The following is a 14,590-nucleotide window of genomic DNA, read 5'->3' as shown; positions in this document are numbered from 1 at the left end:
AACCAGTTGGTTGGCGACTATACCCAGTCGTTCAGCACGGCTTGGACGTCGGGCAGTGGCGCGGCCGGAGGGCGGGGCACGTCGGGCGTGGTGCGGGAAAACCGCGGGGCCGGCAACGGCTGCAGCCCACCGTCGGTTTCGTGGAACGTGTTCCGCTCGGTGATGTGTGGTTCGGTGTGCACCTCCCCGAACGCCAGCACCGGTGTCACGCAGGCGTCGGAATCGGCGAACACCTTCGCCCAGTGGTCGCGGTCGTGAGCGGCGAAGGCCGCCGTCAGCGCCCCCCGCAGCTCGGGCCAGCGGCCGACGTCGTTCTGCGCCGGCAGATTGGCGGCGTCCAGGCCGAGCCCGGCCAGCATGGCCGCATAGAACTGCGGCTCGATGGCGCCCACGGCGACGTAGCGCCCGTCGGCGCACTCGTACGTGTCGTAATAGGGCGCGCCGCCGTCGAGCATGTTGGTCCCGCGCACGTCCGACCACATGCCCAGTCCCCGCATCGCCCACATCATCTGGATCAGCACGCTGGAACCGTCGACCATTGCGGCGTCGATCACCTGGCCCTTGCCGGAGTTCTGCCGCTCCCACAGCGCGGACAGGATGCCGACCAACAAGAACATCGAGCCGCCGCCGAAGTCGCCGACCAGGTTCAGCGGCGGCACCGGGCGCTCGTTCGCCCGGCCGATGGCGTGCAGGATCCCGTTGAGGGAGATGTAGTTGATGTCGTGGCCCGCCTGCTGACTGCGCGGACCGGATTGTCCCCAACCGGTCATCCGGGCGTAGATCAGGCGCTCGTTCACCTCGGCGCACTGCTCGGGCCCGAGGCCGAGCCGCTCGGTGACACCGGGGCGGAAGCCCTCGATCAACACGTCGGCTTTGGCGACGAGCTTGAGCACGGCGGCACGTCCCTCGTCGGACTTGAGGTCGACGGTCACCACGCGCCGGTTGCGCAGCATGGCGTCCTTCGCGACACCGCCGGGACCGGTCGATGGCCGATCGATGCGCACCACGTCGGCGCCCAGATCCCCCAAGATCATCGCCGCGTGCGGGCCCGGCCCGATGCCGGCCAACTCGACGACCCGAAGTCCCTTCAGCGGTCCAGCCACGATCTACCGACCTTTCGTCTGCTCTGACGCCTGTTGTAGATGGCATCTTCGCAGCCGCCCCGGGCGGGCGCGCAGCCCGGTCACTTAGGGTGAGCCCATGCTCCAATCCGCGATCGACACCCTGACTCCCGTCGCCGGCCTTTCCGTCACGCTGTCCGATGGCGTGCTGTCGGTGACCATCGACCGGCCCGACAGCCTCAATTCGCTGACCGTACCGGTGATTACCGGCATCGCCGACGCGATGGAACGCGCGGCCACCGACCCGGAAGTGAAAGTTGTGCGCCTCGGCGGCGCGGGCCGCGGCTTCTGTTCCGGGGCCGGCATCAGCGCCGACGACGTGTCCGAAACCGGCGTCTCGCCGGACGAAATCGTCTTGGAGATCAACCGGCTGATCCGGGCGATCGCCGCTGTGCCGCGCCCGGTGGTCGCCGTGGTGCAGGGGCCCGCTGCCGGCGTCGGGGTATCGCTGGCGCTGGCTTGCGACGTCGTATTGGCTTCGGAGAGCGCCTTTTTCCTGCTCGCCTTCACCAAGATCGGGTTGATGCCCGACGGCGGTGCGTCCGCACTGATCGCCGCGGCCGTTGGCCGCATCCGGGCGATGCACATGGCGCTGCTGCCCGAACGGCTGCCCGCCGCCGAGGCGCTGTCCTGGGGACTTGTCAGCGCGGTCTACCCGGCCGGCGAATTCGAGGCCGAGGTGGACAAGGTGATCGCGAGGTTGTTGGCGGGACCGGTCGCGGCGTTCGGCAAGACCAAGCTCGCCGTCAACGCCGCCACGCTCCCCCAGTTGGATCCGGCCTTGCAGCGTGAGTACGAGGGACAGGCGGTGCTGCTGCGATCGCACGACTTCATCGAGGGCACAACCGCTTTCCAGCAGCGCCGCACGCCGGACTTCACCGACCGCTGAATTCCTTGGGCCGGGGGCTTTTAGTCCCGGATCGTTCCGGCAATCCTGTCGCGTCAGCCTTTCCTGAGGAACGGAGAACCGATGGTTGAACGGGTGCGCTGCCTGGTGACCGGAGCGACCGGCTACATCGGCGGCCGGCTGGTGCCGCGACTGATCGACGAGGGCCACCAGGTGCGCGCCTTGGCGCGCGACCCGGCCAAGTTGGCGGACGTGCCGTGGCGGCAACAGGCGGAAGTCGCACGCGGCGACCTGGGCGACGTCGACTCGCTGGTCGCGGCGTTCGACGGGATCGACGTCGTCTACTACCTGGTCCATTCGATGGGCACGTCGGAGAATTTCGCCGACGAGGAGACGCGCGCGGTCCGCAACGTCGTGACAGCAGCACGCCGCACCGGGGTGCGACGGGTGGTGTATCTGAGCGGCCTGCATCCCGAAGGCCGAAAGCTCTCACCGCACCTGGAGTCCCGCAAGGCCGTGGGTGAGGCCCTCATCGCGTCCGGCGTCGAGGCCGTCGTGCTGCAGGCCGGGGTGGTCGTCGGTTCCGGCTCGGCGTCGTTCGAGATGATCCGCCACCTCACCGACCGGTTGCCGGTGATGACCACCCCGAAGTGGGTGCACAACAAGATTCAGCCGATCGCGGTGAGCGATGTGCTCCACTACCTGGTCGCCGCGGCGACCGCGCCCGTGCCGTCATCGCGGACGTGGGACGTCGGCGGGCCCGACGTCCTGGAGTACGGCGACATGATGCGCGTCTACGCCGACGTGGCGGGGCTGGGCAAGCGATATCTGATCGCGCTGCCGTTCCTGACACCGACGATCGCCAGCCTCTGGGTGGGGACGGTGACGCCGATCCCCCCGGGATTGGCGCGGCCGCTGATCGAATCGCTGGAATGCGACGCGGTCATGCGCAACCACGACATCGACGGCATCATCGCACCGCCGCCGGGTGGCCTGACGGGCTACCGCCGGGCCGTGGAACTCGCGCTCAACCGGGCGCAGCGCGGGCAACCCGACGCCACCTGGTCGTCGTTGCGGACCGAGCCGGCCAATCTGCTGCCCAGCGACCCCGAGTGGGCCGGCGAGATCGTCTACACCGATGTGCAGACCGCGATGACCGATGCCGGGCCCGAGGGTGTCTGGAAGGCCCTGGAAAAAGCTGTGCAGAGGGCCGCGCGCGGCGGGCGCTGGACGGTGCAAGAGGCAGAACCCGGCTCCGGGATGCGGCTGCGGGCGGAAAAACGCAAGGTCGGGCAAGAGTGGCTGGAAATCACCGTCGCGCCCCGAGAGGGAGGCGGATGCCGGTACACGCAGCGGTCGACCTTCCTCCCCAGCGGCATCCCTGGACGGGTGTATTGGTTGCTCGCGCGGTCGCGGCACGCCGCCGCCATGCGCGCCCTGGCGCACGACGTCGCGAGTTCGACAACCGATTAGTCAGACCCCGAACATCGGGGGCAGCACGAGGACCATGATCAGCCCCCACACCAAATGGGTGAGCACCGGCGCCAGGACGCCGCCGGTCGCGCGGCGCTCGAACGCGCAGACCGTCCCCAGGATGATGGCGGCGAAACCGAGCATGGGATTGCCACTGGCCAGCGTCGCGATCGTGTAGAGGACGGTCGAGATCAAGACGGGGTGATACCGGCCCAGGGCGGTGTAGAGCGCGCCGCGAAAGAACACCTCCTCGGCGACGGCGTTGACGAGCGTGATCGCCACGATCACCGGATACCACCCGTGGTGGGCGTATTCCAGCACCCTGGTGATCAGCTCCGCCACGGGCGTGATCTCCCGGGCTATCAGCCCGCCGATCACGAAAATCGCCCCGAGCAGCAGGCCGATCGCCGTCCCGGTGATGACCGGCCTCTGGTTGCGGCCGCGCCAGCAGATGCCACCCAGATGCAGGGGGCCCGACGCGAACCCGCCGGCGGCCCACACCCCCGCCAGGGCCAAGGTCAGCCAGTAGAAGCTCGAATCGCCCGGGTTCCGCCGCAACGAAAACCCGAGCACCACGGCACCGATGACCACCGCCATGGCCACGATGACCCGCCGGCGCCGCACGACGCGGGGCGACTCATGGCGCGGCACAGCGACTTTGGTGAGCGCCCGGCGCCACTCCGACAGCGTGCCGGTGCTGGACGGGGCGGTTGACTGGGTCATGCGAGACGCACCTTCGGGGTCAGCGAGGTCAGGATGTCGAGGCCAGTTCGCAGCGCGCCCGCAACGGGCCCGGGGACGCTGTTGACCAGCCTGAGGGCCGGCCGCGCGACCGGTGGGGTGAGCCGCCGAGCGACGCGACGGATGCGCCGCGCGTCGCCGCCGGCCCACACGGGATCGGTGTCGGCCAGATGATGGGGATCGGCCAGCGCGTTGACGGGCCGCGGGCGATTCGACTGATCGGCCAAGGCTAAGGCAATGGCGGCGTCGACGCCGAGCAACCCACCGGGCGGATCGGGCACGCGATCGCGTAGGTCGCTGTCGGACGCCACCATCGGATGGTCCAGCGATTCGACCAGATCCCCCGCCAGACCCGGCGGCACCGGCAACGCGACGCCGGTGACCAGCGACGCCAGCCCGGTGTCGACCCTGCCGACCGGCAACCCCGCGTGCCACCTGCCGGAGATGCGTGCATACGTTCTGAGCAGCTCCCGGTAGGACGTGGTGTCCGGGCCGGCGATGTCGTACGCCCCCGGCGGGAGCAGGTCGGGACCGGCCGCGGCGACGAGGTAATGCAGGACATCGCGGATAGAGATCGGGTCGATCGGGTTGTCCATCCAGCTCGGGATGGGGATGAGCGGAAAGCGGTCTCCGACGTAGCGCATCATCTCGAACGACGTCGAGCCGGCGCCGATGATCATCGCCGCGCCCAGCCACACCAACTCCGGGCCGTCCGGGACCGTCAGAGCCTCGGCCACCTCGGCCCGGCTGGTCAGGTGCTCGGACAGGACCTCGTCGGCGGGTACGAATCCGCCCAGGTAGACGATGCGCGGCACGCCGGCGTCCCTGGCCGCAGCGGCCAGGTTGGCGGCGGCGGCCTTGTCGGCGTCGCGGAAGCCGGGCTGGCCGATGGCGTGCACCAGGTAATACACCACGTCAACGGGGCCGGAGCCGGCGAAGGCCGCGCGGGTCGAGGCGGGATCCGCCGCGTCGAGGGCCACCGGCGTGACGTCGTCGAACCATCCGAAACGCCTGAGGCGCTCCGGGTTTCGGGTGGCCGCCGTGACGTGGTGCCGCTCCGCCAGCAGCGCCGTGACCAGCCGCGATCCGACATAGCCGGTGGCACCGGTGACGAGGATGCGCATACCTTTTAACCTAGCCCGGCGACGATGCACGCAAACCTGGCGGGCACGGGACCTCTGGTCGCGTACGTAACGCCACGGCGCTTTTCGGGCCGAATTTCCGCCGTGTGGTTTCCCCCGCAAGCGGGAGGTGCCCCAGCTCGCGGCGGGTGAACCCCCGCGGCGGCGGCACCGTGACCCGGTACGAGGAGCCCCCGCAAGAGATAGTGGAGACATGTATTACCTGCTGGTCCTGGCGGTCGCCATCGAACGCGTCGTGGAGCTGGTGGTGTCCAAGCGCAACGCGCGGTGGTCGTTTGCCCAGGGCGCCAAGGAATTTGGTCGACCGCATTATCCGGTGATGGTGCTCATCCACACCGGGCTGCTGGTCGGCTGCGTTTTCGAGCCGTGGGCGCTGCACCGGCCGTTCATCGGATGGCTGGGCTGGCCGATGCTGGCGGTGGTGGCGCTCAGCCAGGGCCTGCGCTGGTGGTGCATCGCCACGCTGGGGCGGCGGTGGAACACCCGGGTCATCGTGCTGCCGCATGCCCCGCTGGTGCGCCAGGGTCCCTACCGATGGCTGCACCACCCGAACTATGTTGCAGTGGTGGCTGAGGGGTTGGCGCTGCCGTTGGTGCACACGGCGTGGCTGACCGCGGCCATTTTCACGCTCGCCAATGCGGCGCTGCTGAGGGTGCGGTTGCAGGTCGAGAACTCCGCTCTGGGTTACACGTGAACGATTACGACACCGACCTGTTGATCGTCGGCGGCGGCCCGGGCGGCCTGGCCACGGCGTTACACGCGCGCCGCCAAGGACTTTCGGTGATCGTCGCCGACCCGCGAGAGGGCCCCGTCGACAAGGCGTGCGGCGAGGGTCTGATGCCCGGTGGGCTGGCCGAGCTGACGTCCCTCGGCGTCGACCCGGTCGGCATGCCCTTTCACGGCATCGCCTACGTGAGCGAACACCGGCGGGCGCAGGCGCGATTTCGCAACGGGCCGGGCCGGGGCGTGCGCCGCACCACCTTGCACGCGGCACTGGCCGCGCGGGCCAAAGAGCAAGACACCGAATGGCTTCGGACGCGGGTGACCACGGTGCGGCAGGACGCGCACGGGGTGACGGCCGCCGGTGTACGCGCGAAATGGTTGGTGGCGGCCGACGGACTGCATTCTCAGGTCAGGCGGGCCGTCGGGATCACGGTGACGGCGGGGACGCCGCGGCGCTACGGCGTCCGTTGGCATTACCGGGTGCCGGCATGGTCGGAATTCGTCGAGGTGCACTGGTCGCGCCGGGGCGAGGCGTACGTGACCCCGGTGGAACCGGACCTGGTCGGCGTGGCGATCCTGTCGCGCGGCCGGCCCGACCTGTCCTGGTTCCCCCGGCTGGCCGGGCAGTTAGCGGGCGCGGGCCGTGGCGAGGCGCGCGGGTGCGGGCCGTTGCGGCAGGTGGTCTCCCGCCGGGTCGCGGGGCGGGTGTTGCTGGTGGGCGACGCGGCGGGGTACGAGGACGCGCTGACCGGCGAGGGCATCAGCCTGGCGGTCAAGCAAGCGGCCGCGGCCGTCGCCGCCATCGCCGACGAGACGCCATGGTCGTATGAGCTTGCGTGGCAACGGATTACCCGCAACTACCGGTTGCTGACCCGCGGCCTGGTGCTGGCCAGCACCCCACCGCTCGCGCGCCGTGCCATCGTGCCCGCGTGCACGCTGCTGCCCGCCGCGTTCCAGCGCGGGGTGAATGTCCTCGCGACCTAGCTTGATTGCCCGCTTCCTCAGCACGCCGGTCCGGCGCGCATCGTCAGCGGGCTGGCTAGCGCGCCTTCCAGACCGGCTCCCGCTTCTCGGCGAAAGCGAGCGGCCCCTCCTTGGCGTCTTCGGATCGCAGCAGGGCTCCCATCTCCGTCATGGTGCGCTGCCACCCTGATTCCTCGTCGGTGATGACCCCGTCGTCCACCCCGTAGGCGATGCGCTTGCTGGCCTGCACGGATAGCGGCGCGTTGACGGTCACCCGGGCGGCTAGCGCCAGCGCGGCGTCCAGTACCGTGCCGCCCTCGACCACCTGGTTGATCAGGCCCCATTCGAGGGCCTCGGAGGCGGTGATCGGCTCGCCGGTCAACAGCAGCTCCATTCCCACCTTGCGCGGCAGTTGCTGCACAATCCGGAACACGCCGCCCGCGGCCGCAATCAGCCCGCGTTTGACCTCCGGCAGGCCGAACTTGGCCCGCTCGTCTGCCACCACCAGGTCGCTGGCCAGGGCCAGCTCGGTGCCCCCACCCAGGGCGGTGCCGTTGACCGCCGCAATGGTGGGCTTGTCGATGAAATGGTGCACGTAACCCGCGAAACCCCACTCGCCGTGATCGGGGTGATACAGGTTCTCCCGGCGCGAGATCGCCTTGAGATCGGCGCCGGCGCAAAACGACTTGTCGCCGGCGCCGGTGATCACCACGGCCCGCACCTCGGGGGCGTGTTGCGCCGCCTCGAGCGCGTCACCGACGCCGATGCTGACGGCACCGTTGACCGCATTGCGGGCCTCGGGCCGGTTGATGGTGATCACCATGACGTTGCCGCGTCTTTCGACCAGCACCGCGGGCTGGTCTTCGGCAGCGTCCGTCACAACAACTCCACGATGGTGGCGTTGGCCTGACCGCCACCTTCGCACATCGTCTGCAGGCCGTACCGGATTCCCTTGTCCCGCATGTGATACAGCAGCGTGGTCATCAGCCGCGCGCCGGAGCCGCCGAGCGGGTGGCCCAGCGCGATGGCGCCGCCGTTGGGGTTGAGCTTCTTCTCGTCGGCCCCAATGTCTTTCAGCCACGCCAGCGGAACGGGCGCGAACGCCTCGTTGACCTCGTAGGCCCCGATGTCGCCGATGGACAGGCCCGACTTCTTGAGCGCCTTCTGCGTCGCCGGGATGGGCGCCGTCAGCATGATCACCGGGTCGGCGCCGGCCAGTACCGCGGTGTGCACCCTGGCGATCGGCGTTAGGCCCAGTTCCTTGGCCTTCTCGGCCGACATGAACAGGAGTGCGGCCGAACCGTCGGTGATCTGCGAGGAGTTGCCGGCATGGATCACGCCGTCTTCCTTGAATGCCGGCTTCAGCGACGCCATCTTCTCAATTGTGGTGCCGCGTCGGATGCCCTCGTCCTTGAGCACTGTTGTTTTTTCGTGGTCATCGGCCACTTTGATGCCCACGATCTGGTCGTCGAACGCGCCCGAATCCTGTGCCGCCGCGGCCTTTTCGTGTGATCCCAGCGAGAACTCGTCGAGCGCGGTGCGGTCGAGGCCCCACTGCTCGGCGATCATTTCCGCACCGATGCCCTGGTTCGGCGTCCGGTGGTATCGGTCCTTGAAAGCCTGGGGGTACGGGTTGCCGCCGTTGGCCAGCGACGATCCCATCGGTGTCCGCGACATCGACTCGACACCGCCGGCGACGACGACGTCGTAGTGCCCGGCGACCACGCCCGCCGCGGCGAAGTGGATGGACTGCTGGCTCGATCCGCACTGGCGGTCGACGGTCACGCCCGGGACGGTTTCCGGCCAGCCGGCGGCCAGCAGGGCGGTGCGGCCGATGTCGAGGGCCTGCTCACCGGCCTGCATCACGCAACCCCAGATCACGTCGTCGACGATTCCCGGGTCGATACCGGCCTTGTCGACCAGCCCGTTGAGGACCTGCGCGGACAGGTCGGCCGGGTGCACCCCGGACAGTCCGCCGTTGCGCTTCCCGAGCGGTGAGCGGACAGCCTCGACGATGACGGCTTCAGCCATGGTGATGTCTCCTTTGACGTGTGGGTCTTGCGTCGATTCTCAACCAAGGGGTTGGGAGGTTCGAGGGCGGGGTGGTTCCGGCGTGGCCAAGCCCGGTTGGCTCGTACCGGCCTCCATGCCAACTCGCCCGTGAGGCCATTTGCTGCCACCGCGGTCGTGAGGCGACTAGACAGCAGTTGCGAAGGTGGAACCGTTGGTGAATCGTTCAGGTCGCCGAATTTCGGTCCCATTGCCAGGCAACTCACGAGCCCTTGAATGCGGGGCGAAATGCCCTGTAGGACCGCGGCATTCGGGGAGGCACCAGACTTGGTCTGGAGCATTTGAGCGTTCGGGTCGGAGGAGAGAACCCCGCCAAGGGAGTGCACGGATGTTAGACAGCCCAACGGTCCACGACAACGGCGTCCCGACTCGAATATGTTTTGTCGCAACACCGCCGAGTCCCGGACACCCGAACGAGTGGGGCCGCCTTCGTCGATGTCTTCTGAGCGGGCTGCGGCTCGACCGCTTGGCGCTGAATCAAGTGCGGAACCCTCCGCGGACGTCGTCTCGGTCGTGCACGATCCCTTGCCGCGGTACCGGGGTGCGACAGATTGAACAGCGCGGCGACAGAATGCTTTGCGCGAGCTGGTAGTTGGCCCGTAGTCGATTCTCACTTGTAGCGCTGAACCAGCTTGTATTGCGCACTGTCGTAGTGCGACTAGTCGCACCTGCACTCACTGTACGTACCGTCGATTTGTTCGCTGACGAATGCCAGTGGACGTGCATCCGATGGTGCGCCAAAGGGCTGCGTAAAGGCCCAAGTCGGCGAAGCGTCGCGATCATGGAGCAGCCCAAAAGATTCCGGCGCAATGACCCGCCGTTTATACCTCGGGTATTCAATAATTGACTGACCGTACGCGCGTGTCGACGCTTCTATCTAAGCGTCGAATGCGATAGTTGCTGCGTGGCACAACCGAAAGGATTCGGAGCGGGCCGGAGAGCGTCGGTCAAGGGGCGCAAGTGATCGACCGGTGTCTGGAGCCCGGTGATGCGTTACCCGGCGAGTCGCACCAAGGACCGTTGCGCCGGGGGTTGAGGCGATGCCGTCGGGGATCGCCGTCGTTCGCCGAAGACTCGAAATACCCTCTGGAGAATCGCTTTTCGGTGGGCTCTCACTCCGCCGACGTGCTTGCGAATCGGGATCGAGGCCGCCAACGCCAATCTCACACTCACGACAATGCAAGATCCGCTTAAGCAGACGATGCGATTCGGCAGTCCGGTCGGTTACCACACGCCGACCCGGATCCGTGCCCTCAATCGATCGACGGTGCAAGCTCCACGTCGGAAGCCGCACCGATGACTGCCTTGAACCTGGTCGCCGGCAAATTTGGAAACCACCTCCGGGCAGGGGCGGAAGTGACCGGCGGATTCTTCCGAATGTGTGCACTGACCGGCAAAGCCCTGACTCGGCCGTTCCAGTGGCGAGAGTTCATCATGGCCGGCTGGTTCCTCATGCGGGTGTCGCTCCTGCCCGCTATCGCGCTGTCCATCCCGGAAACCGTGCTGCTCATCTTCACGTTCAACGTCCTACTGCGCGAGTTCGGCGCCGCGGACACCTCTGGTGCTGGTGCCGGGATAGCCGCGGTCACCCAGCTCGGCCCGATCGTGACGGTGATGGTTGTCGGCGGCGCCGGGGGCACTGCTATCTGCGCCGACCTCGGCGCGCGCACCATCCGCGAGGAGATCGATGCGCTCGAGGTGCTCGGCATCGACCCGATCCATCGGCTGGTGGTGCCCCGCGTCGTCGCCTCCACAATCGTCGCGGTGTTGCTCAACGGCCTGGTGGTCGGCGTGGGGCTGGCGGGCGGCTACCTGTTCAGCGTGTACCTGCAGAACGTCTCGAGCGGTGGCTACGTGTCCACGCTGACCGCACTTACCGGCCTGCCCGAGGTGGTGATCGCGATTATCAAGGCCGCGACGTTCGGGCTGGTCGCCGGCCTGGTCGGCTGTTATCGAGGGCTGATCGTGCGCGGCGGGTCCAAAGGTCTGGGCACTGCCGTCAACGAGACGGTGGTGCTGTGCTTCATCGCGCTTTTCGCGATCAACGCGGCGCTGACCACGATCGGTGTCCGGTTCGGACCGGGCCGCTGACATGGCAGCGGCTACCGCGGTTGTCGCGTTACGGACCCGCTTCCCGCGGGCAGCCGCTGCCCTCCGTAGTTACTGTGACGCCGCGCCCCGGCTAATGGTCGAGGTCGGGCAGATGGTCTGGTTCGCGCTGAGTGCAGTCGGGCAGATCCCCTTCGCGCTACACCGCTACCGCAGAGAGCTGCTGCGCATGATTGCCCAGATGGGGATGGGCACCGGCGCGATGGCCGTGGTAGGTGGCACCGCCGCCATCATCGGCTTCATCACTCTCGCCGCCGGCTCACTGGTCGCTATCCAAGGCTTTGCGACGCTGGGCAACGTCGGTGCCGACGCATTCACCGGCTTTTTGGCCGCAATGGTCAATGTGCGGTTCGTCGCGCCGGTCGCCGCCGGTCAGGCGCTGGCCGCCACGGTCGGCGCCGGCGCGACCGCCGAACTGGGTGCCATGCGCATCAGCGAGGAGATCGACGCGCTCGAAGTGATGAGCATCCGATCGGTCGCCTATCTGGCCTCCACCCGCGTGGTGGCGGGCCTCGTCGTCATCATCCCGCTCTACGGACTGGCAGTGACCCTGGCCTTCCTCTCCGCACAGGTCACCACCGTGTTTTTCTACGGGCAGTCCCCCGGCACCTACAACCACTACTTCCACACATTCCTGCGCCTCGACGACGTGGGCTGGTCGTTCGCACAGGTGCTGCCGGCTGCGGTGATCGTGATGACCACCCACTGCTACTACGGCTACACCGCCACCGGCGGGCCCGTCGGCGTCGGTGAAGCGGTCGGCCGGTCGATGCGGCTGTCGTTGGTGACGATCGTTGTGGTCGTCGTGCTCACCGCGATGGCGGTCTACGGCAAAAACCCGAATTTCAACCTCACCGTGTAGCCGCCATGACGAGCCTGGTGCGAGAGAACCCGCCACGTATCCCCCCGTACAAGACAACGGCTCTGGTGTTCTCGGCTGTCGCTGCAATGGTGCTTGCGTTCGTGTGGTTGCAGTTTCGGGGCCAGTTCACGCCGAAGACGCCCTTGACCATGGTGGCTCCCCGGGCCGGTTTGGTGATGGATCCGGGGTCGAAGGTCACCTACAACGGCGTGGAAGTCGGCCGGGTGGCCAGCATTTCGGAGGTCGAGCGGGACGGCATACCGGCGGCCAAGTTCGTTTTGGACGTGAATCCGAAGTACATCGAGCTGATTCCGGCCAACGTGGACGTCAATATCAACGCGACCACGGTCTTCGGAAACAAGTACGTTTCGTTGACCTCGCCGAAAAACCCTGTGCCGCAAACCGTCAGCCCACAGCAAGTGATCTATGCCGGGTCCGTTACAACGGAGCTCAACACGTTGTTCGAGACGCTCACCGCGATCACGGATAAGGTGGATCCGGTCAAGGTCAACCTGACGCTTACCGCGGCCGCGGAAGCGTTGACTGGCATGGGCGACAAGCTCGGGCAGTCTATCGTCAACGGCAACGCCATCCTCGACGACATCAATCCGCAAATGCCGCAGACCCGGCATGACACCCGGCAGCTGGCGGCCCTGGGCGGCACCTTCGCCAACGCCGCACCGGATCTGCTCGACTCCCTCAACAACGCGCTCATCACAACGCGCACGCTGCACCGCCAGGAAGCCGACCTCGACGCCGCGCTGTTGGCCGCCACCGGCTTGGGCAACGCCGGTGCGGACATATTTCGCCGGGGCGGGCCGTACCTGCAGCGAGGGATGGCCGACCTGGTCCCCACCGCCCAGCTGCTCGACACCTACAGCCCCGAAATCTTCTGCACCATCCGCAACTACTACGACGAGGAACCCCGGGCCTACGCGGCGACGGGCGGCGGCAACGGCTACGCGATGAAAACCATGACCGAGCTGACCTCAGGCTTGGGAGGCCTACTGACTCTCCCAGGGTTGACCGGCACCGCGGCCACCATGGGGCTCCTCGGGCTCGCCGGAGTGGTCGGCGGCGCGCCGAATCCCTATGTGTATCCGGATAATCTGCCGCGGGTGAACGCCCGCGGCGGCCCCGGGGGTGCGCCGGGATGCTGGCAGCCCATCACACACGATCTGTGGCCCGCACCCGAACTAGTGGTGGACACCGGTGCCAGCCTCGCGCCCTACAACCATTTGGACACCGGCTCACCGTATGCAATCGAGTATGTGTGGGGCCGCCAAGTCGGGGACAACACGATCAACCCATGAAAGTCACCGGCACCGCGATCAAGCTCGGCATCGTCTCGTTGGCGCTGCTGCTGATCACCGTGGCGATCGTGGTGGTGTTCGGTCAGATGCGCTTCAACAGCACCAATAGTTATACCGCGGAGTTCAGCAACGCCAGCGGCCTGCGCGACGGACAGTTCGTCCGTGCCGCGGGAGTGGAGATCGGCAAGGTCAAAAAAGTGCGGCTGCTCGACGACACCATGCGGGTACAGGTGGACTTCGACGTCGACCGCTCGATACCGCTCTACCAGTCGACGATCGCGCAGATCCGCTATCTCGACCTGATCGGTAATCGCTACCTGGAGCTCAAGCACGGCGAGGGTGAGGGCACTGACAGAGTCCTGCCGCCGGGCGGCTTCATTCCGCTATCCCGAACTTCACCGGCGCTGGATCTCGACGCCCTGATCGGTGGTTTCAAGCCGCTGTTTCGGGCGCTCAATCCGGAGAAGGCCAACACGATCGCGTCGGCCATCATCACGGTGTTTCAGGGGCAGGGCGGCACCATCGACGACATCCTCGACCAGACCGCGCAGCTGACCGCGCACATCGCTGACCGCGACGAGGCCATCGGCGAGGTGGTCAACAACCTGAACCTCGTATTGGACACCACGGTTCGGCATCGCAAGGAATTCGACCAGGCCGTCGACAATTTCGAGCGATTGATCACCGGGTTGGAACACCACGCCGACCCACTGGCCGCCGCCACCGCGAACATCAGCAATGCCGCCGGAACAGTGGCCGACCTGCTGGCGGACAACCGCGCTCTGCTGCACAAAGCGATCAACTACGTGCAGGCGCTTCAGCAGCCGCTCGTCGACCAACGCGATCAGCTCGGCGATCTGATCCACAAGATGCCGAGCGCGCTCAACCTGATCGGACGCAGCATCGGCCTGTACGGGGACTGGGGCAACTACTACGTCTGCGACCTCACCATCAAGTGGAACGGCCTGCAGCCTGGCGGTCCGGTACGCACGGTTCGGATCTGGCAGCAGCCCACCGGTAGGTGCACGCCGCAATGAGAACGCTGACGGAATTCAACCGCGGTCGGGTCGGACTGATGGGCATCACCGTACTGGTGCTCGTGGTCGCCGTCGGCCAAAGCTTCACCAGCGTCCCGATGATGTTCGCCGCCCCGAGCTACTACGGGCAGTTCACCGACACCGGTCAACTGAAAAAGAACGACAAGGTGCGCATCTCCGGCGTGAATG

13 protein-coding genes and 1 pseudogene are annotated in these 14,590 nt (G+C 67.3%); 9 read left to right on the top strand and 5 right to left on the bottom strand.

The features are described 5' to 3' along the window. Positions 1-17: 17 nt before the first annotated feature. Positions 18-1,103, bottom strand: coding sequence for a CaiB/BaiF CoA-transferase family protein (locus A5678_RS15525; protein WP_068043857.1), 1,086 nt, complete (start codon positions 1,101-1,103; stop codon positions 18-20). Positions 1,104-1,200: 97 nt separating this feature from the next. On the opposite strand from A5678_RS15525, the gene A5678_RS15520 reads away from it, so the two are divergent. Both A5678_RS15520 and A5678_RS15515 read left to right on the top strand, forming a co-directional pair. Next, entirely contained in the window at positions 1,201-2,010 is an 810-nt protein-coding gene (locus A5678_RS15520; protein WP_068043855.1) for an enoyl-CoA hydratase, read from the top strand. An 81-nt stretch (positions 2,011-2,091) separates the two neighbouring features. Then, positions 2,092-3,441 carry an NAD(P)H-binding protein gene (locus A5678_RS15515; RefSeq protein ID WP_068043853.1) on the top strand — a complete coding sequence of 450 codons (1,350 nt, stop codon included), beginning with the start codon at positions 2,092-2,094 and terminating at the stop codon, positions 3,439-3,441. Here A5678_RS15515 and A5678_RS15510 read toward each other — a convergent pair whose 3' ends face one another. Both A5678_RS15510 and A5678_RS15505 read right to left on the bottom strand, forming a co-directional pair. Next, on the bottom strand, positions 3,442-4,164 hold the full coding sequence (locus A5678_RS15510; RefSeq protein WP_068043852.1) for a CPBP family intramembrane glutamic endopeptidase: 723 nt from the start codon (positions 4,162-4,164) through the stop codon (positions 3,442-3,444). After that, entirely contained in the window at positions 4,161-5,306 is a 1,146-nt protein-coding gene (locus A5678_RS15505) for an NAD(P)H-binding protein (protein WP_068043850.1), read from the bottom strand. Before A5678_RS15505 ends, A5678_RS15510 begins: the two co-directional genes overlap by 4 nt. A 211-nt stretch (positions 5,307-5,517) precedes the next feature. On the opposite strand from A5678_RS15505, the gene A5678_RS15500 reads away from it, so the two are divergent. Both A5678_RS15500 and A5678_RS15495 read left to right on the top strand, forming a co-directional pair. Beyond that, the gene (locus A5678_RS15500) at positions 5,518-6,018 is read left to right on the top strand and encodes an isoprenylcysteine carboxyl methyltransferase family protein (protein ID WP_068043848.1); all 501 of its coding nucleotides are present in this window, start codon (positions 5,518-5,520) and stop codon (positions 6,016-6,018) included. Then, positions 6,015-7,031 (top strand): NAD(P)/FAD-dependent oxidoreductase, encoded by a 1,017-nt coding sequence (locus A5678_RS15495; protein ID WP_068043846.1) that lies wholly within the window; start codon positions 6,015-6,017, stop codon positions 7,029-7,031. Before A5678_RS15500 ends, A5678_RS15495 begins: the two co-directional genes overlap by 4 nt. A gap of 55 nt (positions 7,032-7,086) precedes the next feature. Here the strand turns inward: A5678_RS15495 and A5678_RS15490 are convergent, their stop codons facing one another. Then, positions 7,087-7,890, bottom strand: a complete 804-nt coding sequence (locus tag A5678_RS15490) for a crotonase/enoyl-CoA hydratase family protein (RefSeq protein WP_082945576.1) — start codon at positions 7,888-7,890, stop codon at positions 7,087-7,089. Continuing rightward, positions 7,887-9,041 (bottom strand): thiolase family protein, encoded by a 1,155-nt coding sequence (locus A5678_RS15485; RefSeq protein ID WP_068043844.1) that lies wholly within the window; start codon positions 9,039-9,041, stop codon positions 7,887-7,889. The genes A5678_RS15490 and A5678_RS15485 overlap by 4 nt, the downstream gene beginning before the upstream one ends. A 1,335-nt stretch (positions 9,042-10,376) precedes the next feature. On the opposite strand from A5678_RS15485, the gene A5678_RS15480 reads away from it, so the two are divergent. The 5 genes and pseudogenes from A5678_RS15480 to A5678_RS15460 form a co-directional block, all read left to right on the top strand. Then, positions 10,377-11,171 carry an ABC transporter permease gene (locus A5678_RS15480; protein WP_068043842.1) on the top strand — a complete coding sequence of 265 codons (795 nt, stop codon included), beginning with the start codon at positions 10,377-10,379 and terminating at the stop codon, positions 11,169-11,171. A gap of 1 nt (position 11,172) precedes the next feature. After that, a complete protein-coding gene (locus tag A5678_RS15475) occupies positions 11,173-12,051 on the top strand; it encodes an ABC transporter permease (protein WP_068043840.1) in 879 nt (292 codons plus the stop codon). A gap of 5 nt (positions 12,052-12,056) precedes the next feature. Beyond that, the gene (locus A5678_RS15470) at positions 12,057-13,364 is read left to right on the top strand and encodes an MCE family protein (protein ID WP_068043838.1); all 1,308 of its coding nucleotides are present in this window, start codon (positions 12,057-12,059) and stop codon (positions 13,362-13,364) included. Beyond that, entirely contained in the window at positions 13,361-14,401 is a 1,041-nt protein-coding gene (locus A5678_RS15465; protein WP_068043836.1) for a virulence factor Mce family protein, read from the top strand. Before A5678_RS15470 ends, A5678_RS15465 begins: the two co-directional genes overlap by 4 nt. Next, positions 14,398-14,590 (top strand): annotated as a pseudogene (locus A5678_RS15460) (mammalian cell entry protein); the annotation flags it as partial. The gene A5678_RS15465 and the pseudogene A5678_RS15460, both read left to right, overlap by 4 nt.

Origin of the sequence: Mycobacterium sp. E2733, from assembly GCF_001667585.1 — a bacterium.
In the GTDB taxonomy this organism is placed as follows: Bacteria; Actinomycetota; Actinomycetes; order Mycobacteriales; family Mycobacteriaceae; genus Mycobacterium.
The sequence above is the reverse complement of the archived record's forward strand: the minus strand, read 5'-3'. Positions and strand labels throughout refer to the sequence as shown.